Annotated in this window: 23 protein-coding genes; 20 read left to right on the top strand and 3 right to left on the bottom strand. The window is 54.1% G+C overall.

From position 1 onward, the window contains the following. Positions 1–7: 7 nt before the first annotated feature. From N0M98_RS01670 to N0M98_RS01645, 6 genes are read left to right on the top strand one after another with little or no spacing between them, the layout of a single operon-like run. Positions 8–304 carry a hypothetical protein gene (locus N0M98_RS01670; RefSeq protein WP_249862156.1) on the top strand — a complete coding sequence of 99 codons (297 nt, stop codon included), beginning with the start codon at positions 8–10 and terminating at the stop codon, positions 302–304. A gap of 45 nt (positions 305–349) precedes the next feature. After that, positions 350–1,996 (top strand): glycosyltransferase family 4 protein, encoded by a 1,647-nt coding sequence (locus tag N0M98_RS01665; protein WP_249862157.1) that lies wholly within the window; start codon positions 350–352, stop codon positions 1,994–1,996. Beyond that, positions 1,993–3,075 (top strand): non-hydrolyzing UDP-N-acetylglucosamine 2-epimerase, encoded by a 1,083-nt coding sequence (gene wecB / locus N0M98_RS01660; protein ID WP_249862158.1) that lies wholly within the window; start codon positions 1,993–1,995, stop codon positions 3,073–3,075. The genes N0M98_RS01665 and wecB overlap by 4 nt, the downstream gene beginning before the upstream one ends. 2 nt (positions 3,076–3,077) lie before the next feature. Then, entirely contained in the window at positions 3,078–4,067 is a 990-nt protein-coding gene (locus tag N0M98_RS01655) for a polysaccharide biosynthesis protein (RefSeq protein ID WP_249862159.1), read from the top strand. After that, positions 4,064–4,942, top strand: coding sequence for an SDR family oxidoreductase (locus N0M98_RS01650; protein ID WP_249862160.1), 879 nt, complete (start codon positions 4,064–4,066; stop codon positions 4,940–4,942). The genes N0M98_RS01655 and N0M98_RS01650 overlap by 4 nt, the downstream gene beginning before the upstream one ends. Further along, complete coding sequence (locus tag N0M98_RS01645) at positions 4,939–5,667, top strand: glycosyltransferase (protein ID WP_259616748.1); 729 nt, start codon at positions 4,939–4,941, stop codon at positions 5,665–5,667. The genes N0M98_RS01650 and N0M98_RS01645 overlap by 4 nt, the downstream gene beginning before the upstream one ends. Positions 5,668–5,735: 68 nt before the next feature. Here the strand turns inward: N0M98_RS01645 and N0M98_RS01640 are convergent, their stop codons facing one another. The 3 genes from N0M98_RS01640 to N0M98_RS01630 are packed head-to-tail and all read right to left on the bottom strand — an operon-like array spanning position 5,736 to position 8,942. Next, positions 5,736–6,656 (bottom strand): NAD-dependent epimerase/dehydratase family protein, encoded by a 921-nt coding sequence (locus N0M98_RS01640; protein WP_259616747.1) that lies wholly within the window; start codon positions 6,654–6,656, stop codon positions 5,736–5,738. Between the two features lie 3 nt (positions 6,657–6,659). Beyond that, on the bottom strand, positions 6,660–7,634 hold the full coding sequence (locus N0M98_RS01635) for an NAD-dependent epimerase/dehydratase family protein (protein ID WP_259616746.1): 975 nt from the start codon (positions 7,632–7,634) through the stop codon (positions 6,660–6,662). Between the two features lie 33 nt (positions 7,635–7,667). Beyond that, complete coding sequence (locus tag N0M98_RS01630; RefSeq protein ID WP_259616745.1) at positions 7,668–8,942, bottom strand: nucleotide sugar dehydrogenase; 1,275 nt, start codon at positions 8,940–8,942, stop codon at positions 7,668–7,670. A gap of 245 nt (positions 8,943–9,187) precedes the next feature. Between N0M98_RS01630 and N0M98_RS01625 the strand changes: the two genes are divergently transcribed. The 14 genes from N0M98_RS01625 to N0M98_RS01560 all read left to right on the top strand — a co-directional run bounded on the left by N0M98_RS01625 (position 9,188) and on the right by N0M98_RS01560 (position 21,828). Further along, positions 9,188–10,429 carry a glycosyltransferase family 4 protein gene (locus N0M98_RS01625; protein ID WP_249862165.1) on the top strand — a complete coding sequence of 414 codons (1,242 nt, stop codon included), beginning with the start codon at positions 9,188–9,190 and terminating at the stop codon, positions 10,427–10,429. A gap of 379 nt (positions 10,430–10,808) precedes the next feature. Then, positions 10,809–11,276, top strand: coding sequence for a hypothetical protein (locus N0M98_RS01620; protein ID WP_249862166.1), 468 nt, complete (start codon positions 10,809–10,811; stop codon positions 11,274–11,276). Between the two features lie 117 nt (positions 11,277–11,393). Then, positions 11,394–11,768 (top strand): hypothetical protein, encoded by a 375-nt coding sequence (locus N0M98_RS01615; RefSeq protein WP_249862167.1) that lies wholly within the window; start codon positions 11,394–11,396, stop codon positions 11,766–11,768. A 238-nt stretch (positions 11,769–12,006) separates the two neighbouring features. Continuing rightward, entirely contained in the window at positions 12,007–13,566 is a 1,560-nt protein-coding gene (locus N0M98_RS01610; RefSeq protein WP_249862168.1) for a glycosyltransferase, read from the top strand. An 89-nt stretch (positions 13,567–13,655) separates the two neighbouring features. Beyond that, the gene (locus N0M98_RS01605; RefSeq protein ID WP_249862169.1) at positions 13,656–14,690 is read left to right on the top strand and encodes a glycosyltransferase family 4 protein; all 1,035 of its coding nucleotides are present in this window, start codon (positions 13,656–13,658) and stop codon (positions 14,688–14,690) included. A 162-nt stretch (positions 14,691–14,852) separates the two neighbouring features. Further along, entirely contained in the window at positions 14,853–15,629 is a 777-nt protein-coding gene (locus tag N0M98_RS01600; protein WP_249862170.1) for a glycosyltransferase family 2 protein, read from the top strand. Between the two features lie 7 nt (positions 15,630–15,636). After that, complete coding sequence (locus tag N0M98_RS01595; protein WP_249862171.1) at positions 15,637–16,773, top strand: glycosyltransferase family 2 protein; 1,137 nt, start codon at positions 15,637–15,639, stop codon at positions 16,771–16,773. Between the two features lie 6 nt (positions 16,774–16,779). Next, positions 16,780–17,508 (top strand): glycosyltransferase family 2 protein, encoded by a 729-nt coding sequence (locus tag N0M98_RS01590; RefSeq protein ID WP_249862172.1) that lies wholly within the window; start codon positions 16,780–16,782, stop codon positions 17,506–17,508. Positions 17,509–17,617: 109 nt separating this feature from the next. Then, entirely contained in the window at positions 17,618–17,908 is a 291-nt protein-coding gene (locus tag N0M98_RS01585) for a nucleoside-diphosphate sugar epimerase (protein ID WP_249862173.1), read from the top strand. 29 nt (positions 17,909–17,937) lie between these two features. Beyond that, positions 17,938–18,279 carry an alpha-helical endospore appendage domain-containing protein gene (locus N0M98_RS01580; protein WP_249862174.1) on the top strand — a complete coding sequence of 114 codons (342 nt, stop codon included), beginning with the start codon at positions 17,938–17,940 and terminating at the stop codon, positions 18,277–18,279. After that, a complete protein-coding gene (locus N0M98_RS01575; RefSeq protein WP_249862175.1) occupies positions 18,276–18,578 on the top strand; it encodes a hypothetical protein in 303 nt (100 codons plus the stop codon). The genes N0M98_RS01580 and N0M98_RS01575 overlap by 4 nt, the downstream gene beginning before the upstream one ends. Positions 18,579–18,667: 89 nt before the next feature. Then, complete coding sequence (locus N0M98_RS01570; protein WP_259616744.1) at positions 18,668–19,126, top strand: ferritin-like domain-containing protein; 459 nt, start codon at positions 18,668–18,670, stop codon at positions 19,124–19,126. Between the two features lie 237 nt (positions 19,127–19,363). Further along, complete coding sequence (locus N0M98_RS01565) at positions 19,364–20,590, top strand: S-layer homology domain-containing protein (RefSeq protein WP_259616743.1); 1,227 nt, start codon at positions 19,364–19,366, stop codon at positions 20,588–20,590. 38 nt (positions 20,591–20,628) lie between these two features. Continuing rightward, a complete protein-coding gene (locus tag N0M98_RS01560) occupies positions 20,629–21,828 on the top strand; it encodes an S-layer homology domain-containing protein (protein ID WP_259616742.1) in 1,200 nt (399 codons plus the stop codon). Positions 21,829–21,837: the final 9 nt, after the last annotated feature.

The raw sequence follows: 21,837 nt of genomic DNA, 5'->3' as shown, positions 1-21,837 counted from the left end.
GATGAACATGCTTTCAGCGGAAAAACGGACTGCGACTGTGACGATAGCGGCGGCAGGAAGAGGCAAGCGAAAAGCGAAGGCGCGAGTTCGGCCGAAATCCCGCCGCAGCAAAACAGGCAGGCTGCCACGCAAGTCCATGTCGCGGTTAAGCAAGAGAAAGACGGTTAGACGGTCCGGCAAACGCCGGAGGGGCGGAGCGCAGGAGACGCAAAGCTATGCGCAAGCCTTCAATAAAGCCTTCGATCAGGCCTATAACGAAGGGTTTCATGCCGGTTTCGCTGCGGGGCTTCAGGAGGCGGTCTGATCGGGACGGCCATGCAAACGGTTGTTTTCATTTAGGGGTGAGCGGATGGGCAGACCGAAGATGATGCTTTTCTCGCATATTGGCGGAAGCCGCTTTATAACCGGTGCGGAGAAATATTTGCTGATGCTGGCGGCCGAGGCGAATCGGCGCTTTGACTGTACGCTGGTCGTTCCCGAGCAAGGCCGTTTGTACCAAGAGGCGGCGCGCAGAGGCTTGTCTGCGCTCGTATGCGATATTCCTCTCGTGTGGCCGGTATACGAATCGGAAGCAGGCCTGACGCAGGAGGTGCAGGGAATGCTGGAGCAGAAGCGGCATGCCCTTCTGACGAACCTGCTTCTGCTGCATCAGCCCGATTTGGTAGCCGTCAGCACTTGCGTCAATGCGCTGCCGGCTATCGCAGCCAAACGACTGGAAATTCCCGTCGCCTGGCTGATTACGGAGGTTGTCGGGGCGAACAGCGCTTCTACGGAAGCCGCAGAGCTTATTCACCACTATTCCGATTGGATCGTTGGTATTTCGGAAACGGCTCTGCGTCCTTTCCGCGCCATTGGACTCAGCGATAAATTGGTTTACTTGCCGCCGACGTGGCTGCAGGATGAACTGCAGCCGGAGCAATGGAGGGATTATCGCCGAGACAAGCGGAAAGAGCTCGGACTGCGGGAGCGCCAATTTCTTATCGGTTATATCGCCGCGAGCCTGCATCCGGAGAAGGGCTTGGACCATTTCATCCGGATGGCTGTCCTGCTGGCGGAGCAAGCGTCCCATGTTCGCTTCCTGATCGTCGGGACGCCGACGGACGCCGTGTATATGGAGCGGTGTCAAAGGCTGATGGACGAATCGGGCTGCGGCGAGCGGTTTCATCACATCGCGTTTGAAGCGCGGATTCAGGCGCTGTTCCCGGCTATGGATATCGTCGTTGTGCCGAGCCTCGTTCCGGAGGGCTTCGGGATGACGGCTATGGAAGGACTTGTCTTCGGCAAAAGCGTAGTGGCCTACCGGTCGGGAGGACTGGAGGAAATATTGAATGCCGCCGGATACGGGGAATGGCTGGCGGAAGCGGGCGATGTGGCCGGGCTGACGGCCAAAGTTCGGGAGCGGATGCAAGCGCAGGCGGGAGCGCAAGCGGACATCCGGCGAGCGGTGGAGTCGGCGTTCGGCATCCGCTCGTACCGGAGGCGGCTGGACGGACTGCTGCAGCGGTTTCATGCGAAGCTGAAGGAAACGGCGGCTTCGCGCCAATGCGCTTCTCTGCCGGAGCTGCAGATGAATGCCGTCTATCGCGGAGAGACCGCGCCGACGGTATTTCTTCTCGAACACGGCAGGAAGCGGCCGTTCGTTTCGGAAGAAGCGTTCCAATTTTATCAATATAGATGGTCGGATGTCCGGTTCGTGCCGGATGAGCTGCTGCATCGCTTTCCGACCGGCGCGCCCGTCAGCACGGATTCGCCTTGGCATCTCTATCGTCCTTCGGTCATGCTGGTTCGCGGCACCGAAGCGACGATTTATTTGCTGCGGGACGGCTGTCTTTATCCGTTTACTTCGCCGCTCAGCGCGCAAATACGGGGCTTTGACCTTGGCAGGACGGTAACGCTTGACGATGAACAAGTGCGTCTCATGCCCCGGGGAGAGCCGTTAACGGAGCATCTGCCGGCATCAGGCGCAACATTCGAACAGAAAGGGGGATTGCCGTGAACATCGTCACCATTCTCGGCACCAGACCCGAGATGATCCGACTTAGCCTTATTATGAGCAAGCTCGATCAGTTGGCGGACCGGCATGCCGTCGTGCATACCGGGCAAAATTTGACGCCGACGCTGCATGATATTTTTTTTCAGGAATTGGGCATCCGTTACCCGGACTACCAAATTAAGCCTCAGGGATACTCGCTCGGCAGCCAGCTGTCGGCGATGTTCGGGGAGGTCGAATCGATATTGCTGGCTGAAAAGCCGGATAAGGTGCTGCTGCTCGGGGATACGAACAGCGCGTTATGCGCCATCCTGGCCGAGCGGATGAATATTCCGGTCGTCCATATGGAAGCCGGCAACCGCTGCTTCGACCGGAATGTGCCGGAGGAGAAAAATCGGCGTGTCATCGACGCCGTCTCCAGCGTCAATATGCCCTACACTTCGCAGAGCAAGCAAAATCTGCTCGGGGAAGGAATTCCCGCCCGCTGCATCGTCGTGACAGGCAATCCGATCTATGAGGTGCTGACGCATTACGAGCCGCAAATTCAAGCAAGCCGCATCCGCGAGCAGCTGGGGCTTGGAGGCGAACCTTATTTTCTCGTCACGATCCACAGAGCCGAGAATGTCGACAATCCGTTTCGCTTGCAAGGGATTATGGACGGACTTAACCGGGTCGCGGAGTCGTTCGGATACCGCATGATCTGCAGCACCCATCCCCGCACAAGGGCGAGAATCGGCGGCTCCGTCCCGCTTGCGACGCACCCGCTGGTCGAATTTCACGAACCGTTCGGATTTATCGATTTCGCGCATCTGGAGAAGCATGCTCTGTGCGTCTTGACCGACAGCGGCACGGTGCAGGAGGAATGCTGCATATTCCACGTTCCCTCCGTAACGATCCGCACCAGCACGGAACGCCCGGAAACGGTCGATTGCGGCAGCAATATCGTCGCCGGCGTCGATGCCGCGAATATTGTCGGCGCGGTGAAGCTGGCGCTTCGCCTATCCAGAAATTGGGTATGCCCGGAAGGTTATCTGGATGCCGCCGTATCCGATAAAGTCGTCAAATTTGTACTGGGAGGGATGTAGCGATGTTTGACAGCCGCAAAATTTTAATTACCGGCGGTACAGGCTCGTGGGGATATGAGCTGACCGCCCAGCTTCTTAGCAAATACGATCCGCTGGAGATTATCGTATTTACCCGCAACGAAGCGAACCAGGTGGCGATGAAGAATACGTTCTCCGATCCGCGGCTTCGCTTTTGCATCGGCGATATTCGGGATAAACAGGCTCTGCTTAAAGCATGCCGGGACGTCGATTGTTTGTTTCATCTTGCTGCGCTCAAGCATGTACCGGTTTGCGAGGACCAGCCGTTCGAAGCGCTGAAGACGAATGTGACCGGGACGCAAAACGTCATCGAGGCGGCTATCGAAGCGAAAGTGAAGAAAGTAATCTATGTGTCCTCGGATAAAGCGGCGAGCCCGGTCAATTTCTACGGCATGACCAAGGCGATCGGCGAGAAGCTGATAACGCAGGCGAATTTGTCGAGCGCCGATACGAAATTCGTCTGCGTCCGCGGGGGCAATGTGCTCGGCACGAACGGCAGCGTTATTCATGTGTTCCGCAAGCAGATCGTGGAGAAAAATCAAATCGGCATCACCGACAAGGCGATGACCCGCTTTTTCCTGACGCTGCAGGAAGCGATAGCGATGCTGCTGCATGCCGCGGAAAAAGGTCTCGGAGGGGAAACGTTCGTGATGAAGATGCCCAGCTGCCGGATTGTCGATTTAGCTGCGGTGCTCTCCGAGGCTTTGGGCAAAAAGGACGTCGATATGGTTGAGCTGGGGGTGCGCCCGGGGGAGAAAATAGAAGAAATTTTGTATTCCGAATACGAGTCGCATAACACGGTTTTATACGATGACGAATACATGGTCATTTTGCCGCCGCTGGATATCCCGGGGCTTCAGAAATATTACTCCCGATTTCCGCGGGCGGCTGCGGGAAGCTACGCTTCGGGACAAAGTCTGATGAACCTTCACGAGATTGAACGGATGCTGCTGAAGGGAGGTTTTTTGCCATGAGAGTTCTTGTGACCGGAGGCGGCGGAATGGCCGGCCATATGCTCGTTCGATATTTATCCGAGCGTACCGGCTGCGACGTGTTCTATACGATCCGGGAACAGCTTTTGCGGGATAGGCCGGGGAGCGGTTTGTACTTGGAAGCGAGCGACGACGAAGCCGTAAAAAGGCTGATAGAAGCCGTGCGGCCCGATGTCGTCGTCAACTGCATCGGCATATTGAACGATAACGCCGAGCAAAAGGTGACGGAAGCGTACCGTATTAACGGTCTTCTGCCGCATTTGCTCGCGGAAGCTGCGGAGCGGGTTGGCGGGCGTCTGATTCATATAAGCACGGACTGCGTATTTTCCGGCGATGCTTCCGGGGCCGGGGCCTACGAGGAAGACCGCGTGCCCGACGGCACGACGGTATACGCGAGAACGAAGGCGCTCGGCGAGGTGCTGCGGGCTCCGCATCTGACCGTGCGCACGTCGATCATCGGACCGGAAATTCGCCGGAACGGGATCGGGCTGATGCAATGGTTTATGAAGCAGCGCGGGACGGTACAAGGCTTCGTTCGGGTGCGCTGGAACGGCGTGACGACGCTGGAGCTTGCCAAATTCATCCGCCATGCGCTGGAGCGCGGAGATCGCTTGACCGGACTTGTGCATTTGACCGCTCCGTACGAAATCAGCAAGTACGGTTTGCTGAAGCTGATCCAAGACGTCTTCGGCAAGAGGGATGTTTGCCTTGAGCCTCGCGGCGCCAAATCGCTGGACCGGACGCTGCGCAGCACACGCGCCGATCTGGAGTACCCGGTTCCGGGTTATCCCGAAATGCTGAAGGAACTGCGCGACTGGATCGACGGGCATGCGCAGGAAGGGGAATGGGCCCGATGAATCCCAAAGTGACGATCGTCATTCCTTTCTACAACGATCCGTACGCTTATCAGGCCATATCCAGCGCGCTTGCGCAGACATATCCGAACGTCGAAATCATCGTCGTGGACGACGGGTCGAACCGGTACGGCGAGATCGGAAAAATTGTCCCTTTGATGAACCGCGTCCTGTATATGCGCAAGCCGAACGGAGGCACGGCCAGCGCATTAAATTACGGCATTCGCCGGGCTTCCGGAGACTATATCGCCTGGCTGAGCTCGGACGATCTGTTCTATCCGCATAAACTGGCCGTGCAAATCCCTTTTATGCTTGAACGCCAAGCGGAGATCAGCTTCTGCTCGTTCGACTTGATGGATGAGAACGGTCTGGTGACACAGACCGATGTCACGCCGCGTTTTGCGGATGAAGCCGCATTGTGCTCTGCCATGCTGACCTTGAATCCGATTAACGGCTGCACGGTCGTCATGTCTGTCCGATTATTGGAGGAGATCGGTTTATTCAACGAAGCGCTGCCATATACACACGATTACGATCTGTGGTTTCGCATCATGCTGGCCGGTTACCGGTTTGCTTTTGTAGACGAACCGCTGATCGGTTACCGGTGGCATCCCCAGATGGGGACGGTGCGGCATTGGCCGAGCATCCAATTGGAGATCGAGCAGACCCGCGAGCGCTATCGCCGCTCGATGACCGACTATATTCATAAGCTTGGCGGGCAAGTCTAGCTAAGCGGCAGAACGATCTAAGCCCGGCACTGTCAGGAGGTTTTACTGACGGGACCGGGCTTAGCGTGTTATTCTGCGGAACGCATTTCATATTCGTACGTGCTCTTGAGACCTTGAACAAGATCGTAATCGGCCGTCCAGCCCAGCTGCTCATACGCTTTCGCATTGCTCAGGCAGCTGTGCCGGATATCTCCGGCTCGCTCCGGCCTGTGCACAACGGCGATCGGAGCCCCGTGCAAAACTTGCAGCTGCTCCACCAGCCGGTTTACCGAGACGCTCGCAGCGGTTCCGATTTGAACGGTTTGCCAATCTCCCCGATGCATGGCGGCCAGATTGGCCTTAACTACATCCTTGACATACACGAAATCGCGCGTTTGCTCTCCGTCTCCGTAGACGATAAGAGGAAGCCCCTTACGGAGACGGTCGAGGCAGATCGCAACGACGCCGCCCTCTCCTTTGGGGGTTTGCCGCGGGCCGTACACGTTGGCATACCGAAGGATCGTATAGTTTAATCCGTACAGCCTGTGAAATACGCGCAAATACGATTCGGGCGTCAGCTTGGATATGCCGTAGAAGGAAATCGGCTGCGTAGGGTCGTCTTCATGAACGAGCACCGTTTGCAAATCTCCATAGACGGCGCAGGAGGAAGCGTAGATGATTTTTTGCACGGATGCCTGCGCGCAGGCGTGAACCAGATTGGCGGTTCCTGCGATGTTGACCGAGGCGTCCGCTCCGGGGTCGGATACGGAACGCTGGACGTCGACTTGGGCCGCGTGATGAAAGACGACGTCGGGGCGCTCGCGCAGCAAGAGCTCCCGCACTTCTTCGCTCCGAATATCCATGCGATGCAAGGGAACGCCGGCGGGCAAATAATCGGCATTCCCGGTACTTAAATTATCGATGACCTGCACGTTGATCCCTTCCGCGAGTAGCGCTTCGACCAGATGAGAACCGATGAACCCGGCTCCGCCGGTAACGATAGCCTTCATAGCTCATCCTCCCGCTTTCTGTTGCCGTTTGTACCAATCGATCGACAGCTGCAGACCTTCCTCCAGCGATACGGACGGTTCGTACTGAAGTATTCGTCTGGCCCGCGATATATCCGGAATGCGGGCGGCCATATCCTCGAAGCCGGGACCGTATGCTTGGGCATGAGGAATAAATACGACGGGAGAAGACGAGCCTGCCAGCTTCACGATGCGGTGCGCCAAATCGACGATCGCGATCGGGCGTTCCGAGCCGATATTAAACGCCAGGCCGTTAGCTGCAGGTTCCATTGCGGCGACAGTCCCTTCGACGGTATCCCGGATAAAGGTAAAGCAGCGGATTTGCGATCCGTCGCCGTGAACCTCCAAAGGCTCATTCGCGAGAGCTGCTTTAATAAACCGCGGCACGACGCCCCCGTACTGCGAGGAGGTTTGCCGCGGGCCGTACGCGTTGAAATAGCGGACGACGGTGACCGGAAGCCCTTGCTCCGCGTAGGCGAAGCACAGATGCTCGTCGATCGCTTTGGCCGTCGCATAGCACCAGCGGTGAATCGAAGGGTCGCCAAGCACCCGGTCCGAATCTTCCTTGAACGGCAGCTTGCTGTTTTTGCCGTAAATTTCCGATGTCGAAGCAAAGACGACCTTCGCGCCGTATTTCATGGCCAGCTCAAGAACGTTCCGCGTACCGTCGATATTGCCTTCAATGACCTTCAACGGATTTTCGACGGTGTTTTTGACCCCGAGAACGGCGGCCAAATGGAAGACGACATCGCAGCGTTCGATCAGTCCCTTAAGCAGCTCTTTGTCGGTGACCGAGCCGTGGATCATCGAGTGCCGATTGCTTTCCGTCGCTTCGTCCAAAAAATGCAGCCGGCCTGTCGACATATCGTCTAATGTCCATACATGATGCCCTAACTCTATTAAACGATGCACTAGATGAGAACCTATAAATCCGGCCCCTCCCGTTACAAGAATATTCATTTCGCTCTATCACCTCTTCCGTTTGCTTTCTTCTTAGATTGTGACGATATGATCGCGTTCGCTGACATGCTTCATCGCATTGCGGGTATCGATAACCAGATTGGCGTGAGCCGCAACCCCTTCATAAGGAATGGCCGAGTGATCGGTTAGAATCAGGACGCAATCCTGCTGCTCGATATTTCGTTTGGTCAGCGAACTTCCTTTCAAGAGCTGTCCGCCGACGCGAATCTCCTGAATATACGGATCGTGGAAGCTGACCTTGATCCCTAGCTTCATAAGCTTCTCTATAATCGGAATCGCCGTGGATTCGCGCAGGTCGTTGACGTCTTTTTTATAAGTTACTCCGATAACCAAGACGCCGCACTCATTTAGCGGTTTACCTGCAAGGCTGTGCGTCACCCGCTGCACGACATATTCGGGCATCCCTTCGTTCACCTTATGCGCCACTTCGATAAACTGCAGGTCCACATCATATTGCTTAGCCTTCCACAGCAAATAGAGCGGGTCGACCGGTATGCAGTGACCGCCGATTCCGGGGCCCGGATAATAGGGGGTAAAGCCGTACGGCTTGGTGCTTGCGGCGTCGATGGCTTCCCACAGGTTAATGTTCATTTTTTCGCACATCATCGCCAGCTCGTTCATGAAAGAAATATTGACGAGTCTTTGGCAGTTTTCAAGTATTTTCGTAAATTCGGCGACCCTCGGAGAGGAGACGACGACAACATTTTGGAAAACACTCTCATAGATTTGTTTGGCGTAAGAAGTACATTGGCCGGATACGCCTCCTAGCACTTTGGGGATTTCATGCAGGGGACTCCGGCGAGCTCCCGGATCGATACGCTCCGGCGAGTAGGCCAAGTGCACGTCCACCCCGACAACCATTCCTGTCGATTCTATCAGGGGCTGCAATTCTTCCTCCGTCGTTCCCGGATAAGTCGAGCTTTCCAACACGACCAAATGTCCTTTATGCAAATGGGGCATAATGTTGCGGACCGCATGTTTGACATAGGTTAAATCGGGTTTGCTGTCTTGATCCAGCGGGGTAGGAACGCAAATGATGACCGCATCCGCTTGGCCGACCGCATCGAAAGATTCGCTTACGTGAAAGGTACCGTCGGCAAATAACCTTCGAATCTCTTTTGCGGAAAAATCGGATAAATAGCTTTGCCGATGCTGCAGCTTCTGAATCTTGCTTGAGTCGACATCGATACCGTAGACGGTATGCCCCTTTTCCAAAAACAATTGCGCCAGAGGAAGTCCGACGTAGCCTAATCCGACAATGGCAATATGAAATCGCTTCTGATTCATCTCTGTACTCCTTTCGTCATTTCTTGTATAGCATACGTATATGAGCTTCTTCCGGTAATAGATTAATATCTCCTAGATGAAAAAATAGTAGAATGTCTATGCGCCGGCAGCGTCGCAGCATAGTGTTTCGCCTGTTACCCGGCAGGCAAAGATATTATCCTAGCGCATTGGATGTTTGTACCTTTCGAATACAGGGGCCGGAACATAGAATACATCGGGCTTCTTCGTGAGGAAGGGATGGGGATATGAATATACTGCTAACCACTTATTTTTATCTCCCGCATGTGGGAGGGGTGTCGACGTATGTTGACAATTTGAAGAAAGAGCTGGAGCGGATGGGGCATCAGGTCGATGTGTTTGCTCATCATCCGGACATGGAAAAGTACTATATGCCGAATAACGGCAGGGTTTTGGAAAAAAGCAAGATCAAAAATCTGATTTACGAGAAGGTATACGCTTATTACGAACAGTACATGCCCCATGTAGATCCCTGGATTCGGTGGAGAGACATCGAACGGTACTGCTTCGAAACTGCCGCCGCCGCCTTCGGATTAAATAAGTACGATCTGATCCATGCTCAGGATATCGTATCCGCCAGGGCGCTCTGGCGCGCCAAGCCGAAGGGAACTCCTCTCGTTGCAACCATTCACGGATGTCTGGCGACGGAATTCATTTATTCCGGGGAGATTACGAGCAAGCAAAGCCTGCCCTGGAAATATGCAGCTGCCGAGGAGCTGTACGGGGCGATATCGAGCGACGCTACGATCGTTCCGACCCGATGGCTGAAACGATTGTCCATGAGCGAATTTAAAGTGCCGGGCGAGCATTTGCGAATCATTCCGTACGGCATCGATATCGGGGCGTTTCAAGAGCGGATGGAGCAGTGGACGGCCTTTAGGGGACCGCAGGATAAAAAGGTGATCATATGTCCCGCGCGCCTGGTGCCGGTAAAAGGGCATAAGCATTTGCTGACGGCTTTGGCAAGGCTGAAGCAAGTCCGCAGCGACTGGGTATGCTGGATTGTGGGCGACGGACCGTTAATGCATGAGCTGCGGCAGCAAAGCAGCAGCTTGAGTCTGGACCCGTATGTCCAGTTTCTGGGCTCCCGATCCGACGTGCCTGCGCTGCTCAAACAGGCTCATGTCTTCGTGCTGCCCAGCTTGCAGGACAATCTGCCCTTCTCGGTCATGGAGGCACAAATTGCGGGGAAAGCCGTTGTCGTCTCCGATGCCGGGGGAATACCCGAAATGGTGGCTCACGGCAAGACGGGGCTCGTTTCTCCGGCTGGCCAGAGCGAGGCCATGTTCAACAATCTGCACCTGATTCTCGGAGACGATGTGCTGAGAAGGCGGCTGGGCGAACAGGCTAAGCGGTGGGCTCTGCATCATTGGTCGCTGCCGGTTATGATGGATGCGACATTGGACGTTTACGAATCGGCGACCCATGGACGCATATTAAAACGAGGAGGTAACACCCATGGCAGATAAACTTTCACTGCGAAAAGGAAACGGATATGCGGCTGCCCCGCCTGCCGGAAAGATCCGAAACGGAAAGCTCCAGAACGGAAAGCTCCGAAAGCAAGGCGGCAAAGCCGGAGCGGCGGGCGGAACGGTTCTTCTCAACAGTCAAGCTGCCGTGAAGAAAGGCGTTGTGGAGGGAAAGAACGGCGCTCTAAAAAAAAGCGGGAAAAAGACTGCCAAAAAGAATGTGCTGCCATTTAAAAAACGGAAAAGGAACAAAACCGCGTTAGGGAAGGCTCCGCAAAAGAGAGTATTGAAAAAAAGACGCAAAAGCAGATCTACCGTACTGCGGAAAAGAGCATCGCTTCTTCCGGCTAGAAGGGCGGGCAAACGAAAAGTTCGCCGTGTGCGGAAAGCTATTACGCCGCTGATCTTGCCGCCGGCAATCCCTGCGATACCCGATCCTCCCGTTCAAGCGCCGCCGGAACAACCGGTCGAGAGCGACGGCCTTGTGCCGGGAGAATTGTACGATCCGATCTTTTCCTTCGATATTCCCAAGCCGGAAATTAAAGTTGAACCGCAAGTATGGGACGCCGTAAGGGAGAATCTGCCCTCAGATTATTTGATACCCGACCCGGCATTTATTAATGTGTTGTCCGGTGCAATGGACATGCAGACGATGCCGGAGTCATCCCCTGCGATGCAGCAGGTCGAAGCGGATGAGGCCGTAGGCCCGCTGCTCGATGCCAGTTTGATTTCTTTTATCGCGCAGGAGGTCACTCCTCCGTCTTATGAGCCGATGTCGCCGCCGGAGACGCCGCCCATGCCGCAAGCGCAGCAAGTACAGCCGAAGGCGGAAGGAAGCGGCGAATAAGAGATTTTTTGTGTGAGTAGACAGAAAACGGACGATTGCCTTCGAACAGTTGTCCATACCGATTCTTGCGGCGGGAATATACTAAGATCGTAATATATTACAAAGGAGTTGTCCCGCGTGAAAAAAAACGATAATGCAAACCGGCTTGAAGCCAAGATGGCCAAAATTCCTCCTATCTATCACAGCATGGTCCCTTCCGACTTGACCGACGAAGAGAAGCTGGCATGGATACTGGAACAAGAGAAGAAAGGGATCTTCGCAACGGCCCCGTACTTCAGATGGCTGAACAAAGCTCCCGGCTCCGGCTTGTATACAGGCCCCGGAACGGGTCCTGGAACCGGCCCGGGAACCGGATTGTTAGGAGACAACATAACTCCTTATTTGCCGGCGGGTTATGACTATTCGCTCGATGTGCCCGAATTCGGTCCTTCCCTGGACGATACGGATGATGAAGAGCATGACGACGCCGACTTGCCGAAGGAAGATAAATAAATAGCTTGTTTTAGCCACCGGACCTTTAGTCTAGTGGCTATTTTTTTATCGCAGGGGAAACTTTAAGTTTGAACGCGGTTTTCTCAACCGGCGCCTCCGAAGTTTCATCGGCAATAGGAGAGCGGCTCTAGCAATGAGCGGAAAGCAAGACGCGAGAAACGGAATATAGTAAATCAAGAGCTTGAAAGGCAGCGCTTCAACCTTTAGACACGATTAGAGATGAAAGGAAGAGACTCGGATGAAAATCTTGTTGGCAACCTACTGGCCCCTTCCTCATATTGGAGGCGTATGGACCTATCTTGAGATTTTACGGGACGGCCTGGAGAGAAGAGGGTATGAAGTAGACATATTCGCCCAGCATCCGGATTTAACAAAATATTATTTGATCAAGGACGGCCAGGAAGTGGAAAAAGCGCCGCTTTTGGCCGCAGCGGAGGCGCAGACGGCAGGGCAATACAAGGACCGGGATATCGTGCTTTCGCCGTGGATGCTGTGGAGGGAGAGCGAGAAGCGCGCCTTCGAGCTGGCATGCCGGCAGCTGCGGTTGGATCGGTACGATGTGATTCACTCCCAGGATATTATTTCGACCTTCGCGCTCGCCAGAGCGAAGCCTTCCGGCGTACCGCTGGTTGCCACCATTCACGGATGTCTGGCGACGGAATGGGTAGCGAATAAAGAAATTCGGGTCCGTTCCAGGCTGGAACGCCATCATTTGGCGCTGGAGGAGTACTACGGGGCCATGACGCCGGACTGTCTCATTTTGCCGAGCCGCTGGCTGTCCCGGTGCTTGTCGACGTTTCAGGTCGCTCATCCGAATACTTATATCGTTCCTTACGGGTTAAGCCAGCATGACTTTCATCCGCTGCCGAAGGAAGATGCCCAGGAACGCTCTCCCGAGCGCGAAGGCCATCGATTCATTATAGCTTGCCCGGCCCGCCTCGTTGCGATCAAAGGACAAACGCATCTCCTGCAAGCGATGAAACGGCTGATCGAGCGGAGAAAGGACGCCGTATGCTGGCTTATTGGAGACGGGGTGATGCGAGGAGAGCTCGAAAGGCAAATCAGGCAGATGAGGCTCGGGGATCATGTGAAGCTGCTGGGAAAACGGACGGATGTTCCCAACCTCCTGTCTTGCGCAGATGTTGTGGCGCTTCCCTCTTTGCAGGATAATCTGCCTTTCTCCGTTATCGAGGCGCAAAGTCTGGGTAAGCCTGTGGTGGCGAGCAGCGTCGGCGGCATCGTCGAAATGATCGAAGAGGGGGTGACGGGCTACTTGGTCGAGCCGGGAAACGCCGAGGCGCTGTACGAGAAGCTGCTGCTCCTCGCCGACGATTGCGCCTTGCGGGAGCGTCTGTCAAGGACGGCCAGAGAGCATTCGAAGCAGCGTTGGAACGATGCGGTCATGATCGATCGGACTGTGCGGGCATACATGGACGCAGCCGGCGGCAAACGCGCACCTAAGGCAGCGGAACCATTTATCGATAAAATGGAGTGCGGTTACCGCGATATGCTCTTGGAAACGAAGGAAGCTCTTGTCGTACCTACGATGACTTTGCAAGGAACCATTAAGGACGCAAGCTCCGGATACGCCGTCTCCGATGCCCGCGTACATTTGCTGGACGCATCCGGCGTCGTTCTCCGAAGCATGCATTGCGGAGCTAACGGGGAATTCGCGCTGCCGGGCGTACAGCCGGGCGCCTACGAGCTGGGCTGCTTCAGCGAGGCTTACGGTTTCAAGACCCGGGCGGTTAGAATATCTTCGGCCGGACGGGCGAACATCGAAATTTTGCTGCAATGAGCCCCCGCTGCTGCAATATACCCGCTAAGGCTTTGCTGCAGCGGATTTTGGATGAATATAATCAGACCATAGGGAAGAAGGGTAACCTGATGAGATTTGCATTTGCGATTATGACCCTAACCAAAGGCGGAGCCCAGAGGATGCTTGTGGAGATCATGCAGGGCTTGATCCGCAAAGGACATGAAGTGACGGTTGTGATGCCTTCTGCCGGAATCATCGATTTTGCGCTGAACGCCCGGTTGATTCGTACCGCCGGCGATACGATGACGGAGCACGACTTTCCCTATGCGGATGTGCTCGTCTCAAATTTTTACACGACGGTGGAAGCCGTGCAGAGAGCGTCGGAGCAGGGGAAGGGAATTCATATGCGTTTGAGTTTATGCTACGAACCGTTATTTTTGCCGGATCAGGCCGTTTCTTTCCCAACTTATCAGATGACGCCGAATCTTCTAGTGTTATCCCGGTATCAGCAGGAGTTGGTCTACTTGAATCACGGCGTCGAAGCGAAAGTCATCCCTATCGGAGTAAGCAAAATCTTCCGTCCGTACAGTATTAGAGATCACGGCGGGCCGCTGCAGATCGGCGCCGTCATTCGCAAGCCGGACGGGGGGGATGCCTGGCATCGGCAGCAGGAGGCGCTGATTAGCCATATGCTGTTCGTTAAAGCGCAGCGGCCGCAGGTGGAGTTAAATCTGATCGGTCCTCCGCGCGACGTATTCACCTCGCCTGCGCTTATGAAATTGCGCGAAACGGGGCAATTCCGGTTCTACACGCCGGCCAGTGATGCCGAGCTGTGCTATCACTATAATCAAATGCATATCTTCGTAACGTCTTCCGTGCACGAAGCGTGTCCTCTGCCGGCGCTGGAGGCGATGAAATGCGGTACGCCGCTCGCCGCCGTCTATTCGGGCGGCAATATGGAATATTGCCGGCATGAGCACAATTGCCTGCTCTCTTACGCCACAGACAACCGTCTGGGAGAGGACATTATACGTTTGGTCGACGATTCCGGGCTGCGCCGCAGACTGGCTTCCAACGGGCTTAAGGAAGCGGAGAAGTGGACATGGGAGCGAAGCGTAGAGCTTTTCGAACGGGCGGCGTTTGAATATATGTGCAGAAGATAGTGAATCGCGGGGGCCGATAAATCTCGGCTCTCTTTTTCATATGTTCCGCAGCCTCAATTTTCTTCGCTATGTGCACTAGCCCTCGCTCTCATAATAAATGTACATAAAATAATGTGGAGTTGTTTTGCACAACAAATGCAGCGATTGGAGTTGAGTCATAGAATGCGACCAGTACGTACTCCCTCTTCCCCCAGATTCAAGCGGCCCCGCTTGAAAGTGTCCGTCATCATCCCCGTCATGAACGAACGAAGAACGCTGGCTCGCGTCATCCGGGAAGCGAAGAAGCTGCAGCCCGGCGTAGAAATTATAGCCGTCGTCAACGGATCTACCGACGGCTCGGAGAACATAGCCCGGGTATCGGGCGCCCGCGTCATTTTCTATGAACAGCCGCTCGGTCATGACGTCGGCAGAAGCGTGGGGGCGCGGTATGCCAGCGGCGACGTGCTGCTATTTTTGGATGGAGATATGGTCATACCTGCACAGAAGCTGCGCCCCTTTATTTATGCGGTAGAGCGCGGCGTCGACGTTGCCTTAAACCGATATATAGGCCCGACTCGTTTACGCTCCTCTGCTCATCCGGTAGTGCTGGCGAAGCATGCTTTGAATACGGCCATCGGCAGAGCCGATCTTCGAGGAGCGTCGATGACGACGATTCCCCACGCTGTAAGCCGCAAAGCGCTAGACGCCATAGGGATCGAGAATCTTGCGGTCCCGCCCAAAGCGCAAGCGATGGCCGTGCAAAAGCAGCTGCGGGTGGAGGCCGTCCACTTTATTCACGTTGGCTTGCTGAACCCGGTTCGCCGGCGGGGCAACCGGGCGGACCCGCTCGGCAGATTGATCGTAGGCGATCACTTGGAGGCGCTGCGCTGGTATACGCAGTCTACGAACGATCGCGGGCTGCATACTGATTTGAATAGAAACCGGAATATGGTGAGGTGATCTGCTTGTGCAGCGTTCAAAAGCAATAGTGAAGAAGCCGGCTCCTTCAAGGCGTTTGCCAGTCGCCGGCCCGGGCAACCGGAAGCGCGGCAAGCCGAAAGCCCACCCGCAGCCGCTGCGGTTCCAGCGAACGGGAAAGCGGCGGCGCCGTCCGTTCAGGCCCCGCATATTCTCTCAAGCCTTTCAGGCGGGATTTCGGGCGGGGCGGAAAGACGCAGCCGATTATACGGTCGAGAACGAACCGAATCCGATCCAAGCGCTGAATCGGCTTTGGCTGCGCAGGGCAAACGGCGTGGGCCGGATCGGAGCGGGCTGGAGACGCTATGAAGAGGCGGCCAAAGGGTATGTGAACGGCTATTTCCGGGGCAAGAGAAAGCCTCCGCGGGATTGGCTGATGATGCCGACGGGCAAATCCGTTGCCGCTATAGTGACGGTGATGAACGAGGAAAGGACGATCGGCAGCGTGATGAGCGAGCTGAAGCGGCTTCCGCTCGAAGAGATTTACGTCATTGTCAACGGTTCAAGCGACCGCAGCTTCGAGAAGGCTCGCGAGCATCCTAGCGCAACCGTGCTGTTCTATCCCGAACCGCTCGGTCATGACGTAGGCCGCGCCGTAGGGGCTAAGATGGCGCAGTCCGAAATATTGCTTTTTTTGGACGGCGACATTCAGCTGTCCGCAGAGCGGCTGCTTCCTTTCATCAGCGCCGTCGATCGCGGAACGGATGTGGCCTTGAACGATATTTCCCCGTTTTTGGGGCTGTTTTATAACAGAGACCAGGTTACGTATATGAAGCAGTTTTTGAACGTCGCCCTGGGGCGCAATGATTTGCAAGCCAATTCCATGACGGCGGTGCCGCATGCTCTGTCCCGGAGGGCAGTGGAAACGATAGGCATTGCATCGTTAATGGTCCCTCCCAAAGCCCAAGCCTTGGCTGTTCATCACGGTCTACAAATCAGATCGGCGTGCAGCGTGGATGTCGTGCGCCGCAACCGGGTGAGGAACAACAATATAGGACCCATGAACCATGTGGCTGAACTGATCGTCGGCGACCATCTCGAAGCCCTTAAACTGATCGGCGATTTGAAGGGAGAACGAATGGCTTTTGCCGACACGATGCGTAAACGATCCTATGCTTGGAGGTAGAAGGGAATGCAGAAGACGAGCTTCATTATACCTAACTATAACGGTCTCCCCTGGCTGAAGCCGTGCTTGCAATCCATCCGCCAGCATACTCTAACGCCTTATGAGATCATTGTAGTCGATAACGGTTCGTCCGACGGCTCGGTCGACTATTGCTTGAAGAACGATGTGAAGCTGATCTCGCTTCCTTGGAATCGCGGCTTCCCGATCGCTTGCAATATGGGGCTGCGCATCGCTACGGGAGACGCGCTGCTATTGCTCAATAACGATACGCTGATGACGAAGAACGGGCTTTCCAACATGCTGCGATGCTTGTACAGCAGCGAAAATATCGGCATCGTCGGGCCGATGACCAATTATGCAAGCGGCAAGCAGATGCTTGGGGAGACTTTTACCACGGTAGAAGATATGACGGAGCGGATGAATCAGACGGACCCCGGGAAATGGATGGAGGTGGAAAGGCTTGTAGGGCTGTGCTTTTTGCTGCGCCGGGAGCTGCTGCATAAGGTCGGTCTGCTGGATGAGCGTTTTTCCCCGGGGCATTATGAGGATGACGACTATTGCCACCGAGCCCGCCAAGCGGGTTACCGGCTGATGATTGCCGGAGATTGCTTTATTTATCATCATGGCAGCGCGAGCTTCCGCAAAGAAGACGAACAATCCGTTAAGCATCTCATTTTGCAAAATCGCCAAAAGTTTATCGAGAAATGGGGCATGGAGCCGCAAGCGCATATTTAGCGTCGGACGCCCCTTCAATACGGTCTGTATAGGCTAATGCTGTGGTCTTTCAATCTTCGGCTGCATATGTTGTGAGAGAGCAGCTTTATACCTCCGGGAGGTTGATCGGATGCATAAGCAAATTACGAAAATGTTGGAACATATCGCCTCCTCGCAAATGGAGATGGCCAATATCCTCGAAGCCAAGCGGCATGTCGCCGTTCATATGTCGCAATTGGTTCATAATATTGCCGAGCAGTATCCAAATGTCGATGGCGTCGAAATGCTTACGGAGCATTCCTTGGACGTAGCCAAAAATATCGCAGTCTATTTAAGCAGTCTGGCCGATTTGGAGGAAGCCTTAGCCGAAAACTTGTCTTATGTGATGAAGGAAGTTGACATGCCGGACGGGGAAGAATGAACATCTTTTAACGGAAAAGAGGACTAACATTGAGCAGAAGCGATTCCTATTATAAAATGATGCAGGCTGCGGTTAAATTTCATCACAACATCGCCTTGATTCTGGAAGCCAAAGCGGCGGAAGCGACCCGTTCCTGCCAATGGATTTGCAACCATGTTTCTCCCCAGCAGTTTGACGATCACAGCAAGCAGGTCAGACGGGCGATCGAAGTTCATGAGCAATTGATCGAAGTGATCGAGGGTCTGACGAGGATGGAGCAAGCATTGTCGAAAAATATGTCCGTCTTATTAGGAGACGACGAAGAAAGCTCAGATTCAGGCGGGGAAGCGGGCGTCGGAGATTTGTTTCCGTTCGGAGGCGGCTCCAAATGAACTGGCATTATGAAGAAAATAAATTGAAGCTGCACATTTTGCATTCTCTTGCCCGCAGTCAAAGAGCGCTGGCCCGAATCATCGAAAGCATGGCGGATGTCTCGGAAATCCCGGCGGCATCCGCCGAACGCGTGGCAGAACAGATCGACGCAATCAGTCGCTACCAAAAGCAGCTGGCCGTCAAACTCACTGGCATCCGAATCCGCAAATTTCGTCGCGGACATCCGGGAGCGCTCTGGCTTAACCGTACTTTGCTGAGCGCGGAGAAACGAAGCGGAAAACGCGAATCCGGCAAATAAATAATAGGGGGGCGCACATGGGCGAGCTGTAGTGAATAGGCTATAGTATGGCGTTTTGCCTACCTTTGATTGGGAATGGAGGAAGCCGGATGATGATCAAATCCCCCTCTGCCGATGACAGTTTTTCCTTATCTGCGAAGCTGCAGTACCGGGACGTGCGCCGTTTTATGTCCCAACTGCAATGGAGCGTTAATCGCACGGCTACATTAATTCGGGCTTATGCGTCGCTGGTCAAGATGTCTCCTGACGAGGAGACCGCCTTGGACTTGGAGCGGATGCTGGCGGAAGAGAAGAAATATTTTGCTTTGCTGGAGGCGTTATACATCGAGCTTAAAGGCACGGAACCGCTTGTGCAGCCGGAGCCGTTTGTTCACAACACATATCCGGACGGATTACGGCAAATGATTCGCTGGGAGCGGGAAACCATCCGGCAGTACCGCGATACTTACTTGCTGACCCCGAGTCCGAAGGTAAGGGATTTGTTTTTCTACGGTATCAACGACAGCGCCGATCATTTGGTAGGGCTGATTTTATTGCAGCAGTTATGATTTTTGATGATAATAGTTCTTAAGAACTACTTATTCGGATAGTGGTTGCCAAAAACGGAGGGTATCTAGTATAATCGAACTGCATAGGAAAGTTTTGGCATTGATGTGTTATAATTTCATAATAATAGAAGCCGGAAGCACCGCCATTCAAAGGGAATTTTCCTATGTCTGGAGGTGCTTTTTGTATTTGTTTTTTTCAGTAAAAGCAGACACCAAAGTGTAAGGGAGAGAGATCATTTGAACCGGTTGATGAAACTAACCTTGTCCGTGCTCGTCGCGGCGGCCTTGTTGCAGGAAGCGGGGAGCGGAACGGCTGAGGCGAGCAGTCTCGACGACATCCATGATCATTGGGGAGAGCCGCAGATTACGGCGGCGGTTCAGGAGGGCTATGTGGACGGTTATCCGGACGGCACGTTCAAACCGGAACAGAATGTGAGCCGGGCGGAGTTTATTAAACTGGTGGCGGATGCGCTCCAGTGGGATCAACCGGAGGCAGCCACCGGCGCATGGTATACCCCGTACCTCAACGCATCTTTGGCTCGAGGGATTTACAAGAGCGGGGAATTTCCGGAGGATCGGCTCGAAGATCCGATCTCCCGCGAAGAAATGGCCCGGATGGCGGTGCGGGCGATAGGGATTGATCAGACGGATACTCGAAAGTGGCTGTACCTTGCCGCCTTGAAGGGGATTATTAACGGTTTGGATCAAACGGGAACATTGGCGCCGGACGAGCCTACGACACGCGCGCAGGCGGTGACGGTAATAGGGAGAATCAAGCAGCTCCGCGCCGGGATCAGCCTCCCTGCGGATGCATACGTCATAGCGGAAGCGGAGATGTATTGGCATCGAACGAATCTGTTATCCGCGCTGCCGCAATATTTCGACGAGACGGGCGGTGCGGATTACCGCGAAGAGCTGTCGACACATTCCATCATGAACGGGAATATGACCTGCTCCCTCGACCGCTATGTTGTCGTAGATATGGACAATCCTCATGATCCGAACCGTTTCCTTGTGCCGGATGACCTGCAATGGGCGGATACCGCTGAGAAAAAAATAAAAGATGTCGGCGAAAGCGGCATCTATGTGCTTGTATCGGAGCAGACGCTGCGGATTCAAAGCTTTCCGGCTCAGTCTAATGCCGTTAAGCCTTGCTATGCTTCTTTCATGGATAAACTGTATGACGATACAGGAGAACTTCAGGCACAAGGCCATCCGTATCAAGTGGCTCCGGCCGATCACTACACGCCTATCGGGAACAACCGGTTTTCCTTAAAATACGGCGGAGCGGTAACAGGCAATGCAGGGGAGCAGGTCATCCGTCCGTTCACAAGCTATGAGGTGCTGCCCAAAGGGCAGCTGGCTTCCCCGGATCCTAACCGTCAAGTCAGAGTGGTCTTCAAGGGCATCGGAGCGGAGGGCCCGACCCATATCATCTACGCAGGAAACGCAAAGAGCAAATAACCATCTAACAGCTTGTTATAAAAAAGGAGAGAACTATAGTGAAAAAAACAATTGCAGGTATGATCGTCGGCTTATCCCTATTCATATCCATATCCAGCGCAAACGCCGCTCCGGCATTAAGCGATGTTAACGGCCATTGGGCCAAGGATCAAATCGAATTCGCCTTGAAGGACGGATTCGTCGACGGGTACCCGGACGGCACGTTCCGGCCGGATCAGAACGTCAGCCGCGTCGAGTTTCTGAAGCTGGTCGTCGATGCGCTCAAGTTTAAAAAGCAGGACGCCGCGGGGGAATGGTTCCAGCCTTATGTGAAGACGGCCGAAGTGAACGGGATTCACCAAACGGGCGAATTCGCCGCCGACCAGCTGAACGAGCCGATTACCCGCGAGGAAATGGCCCGGATCGCCGTCCGCGCTACAGGGGAAGCGAACTATGACGCAAAGAAGTGGATGTACCTGGCCACATCGAAAGGCATCATTACCGGCATGGACGAAGCCGGCACGCTCGGGGAAGATCAGCCGACGACGCGAGCTCAAGCCGTGACGGTCATCCGGCGGATCATGAAGATTCGGGAAGGGGCCAGCCTGCCGGCGGATAAGTATGCTACTTCGGCGGCGGAGATTTATTGGCATAAGACGAATATCATTACTATGCTGCCGCAGTATTTTGCGGATGGATACTTAAAAAGGGGGCAAAAGCTGGAAGAAAGTTCATTGAAATATGTGGGGGAGAATGGGTATTCAGAGATTGAAAAGTATATTGTAGTTGATATGGATAATGTGAAGGACCCAAACAGAAAACTAATCCCAACGGATTTTAGATGGAGTGCTGCTTTTGGTGCGGAACGTACCCCGCGTCAAGATAATCCAAATAACAGCTATGCATTACTTTCTTTCAATCATATTGATGTGAGCGTGGTAGAACCAATTTCGTTTCGTTTTGCTCAATTAAATATTAATCCTTTCTTTAGTGAAAATACGGTTGATGAGGAAGGAAACCTTATTGATGTAACTCGGTTCTCTTCTTATGACGAGAGAAATAAAACTTATTTAGGTTCAAGTATAAAACTAAATGTTGGAGAAAACGATTTGAGATTTGTAACAGGTCAGTTATTACCTAAAGCACAAGTGAGAAAGCAAGGGGATCAGTTTTATCTCTATAGAGATCCGGCCCAGGAACTTGGTGAATCGCACGTAGTTGAAGTCTTTTCTTCCCATATAGACTACACGTTGAAGTAGGTATGAATA

This window comes from Paenibacillus doosanensis (genome assembly GCF_025060755.1).
Taxonomy (GTDB): Bacteria; Bacillota; Bacilli; order Paenibacillales; family NBRC-103111; genus Paenibacillus_S; species Paenibacillus_S doosanensis.
The sequence above is the reverse complement of the archived record's forward strand: the minus strand, read 5'-3'. Positions and strand labels throughout refer to the sequence as shown.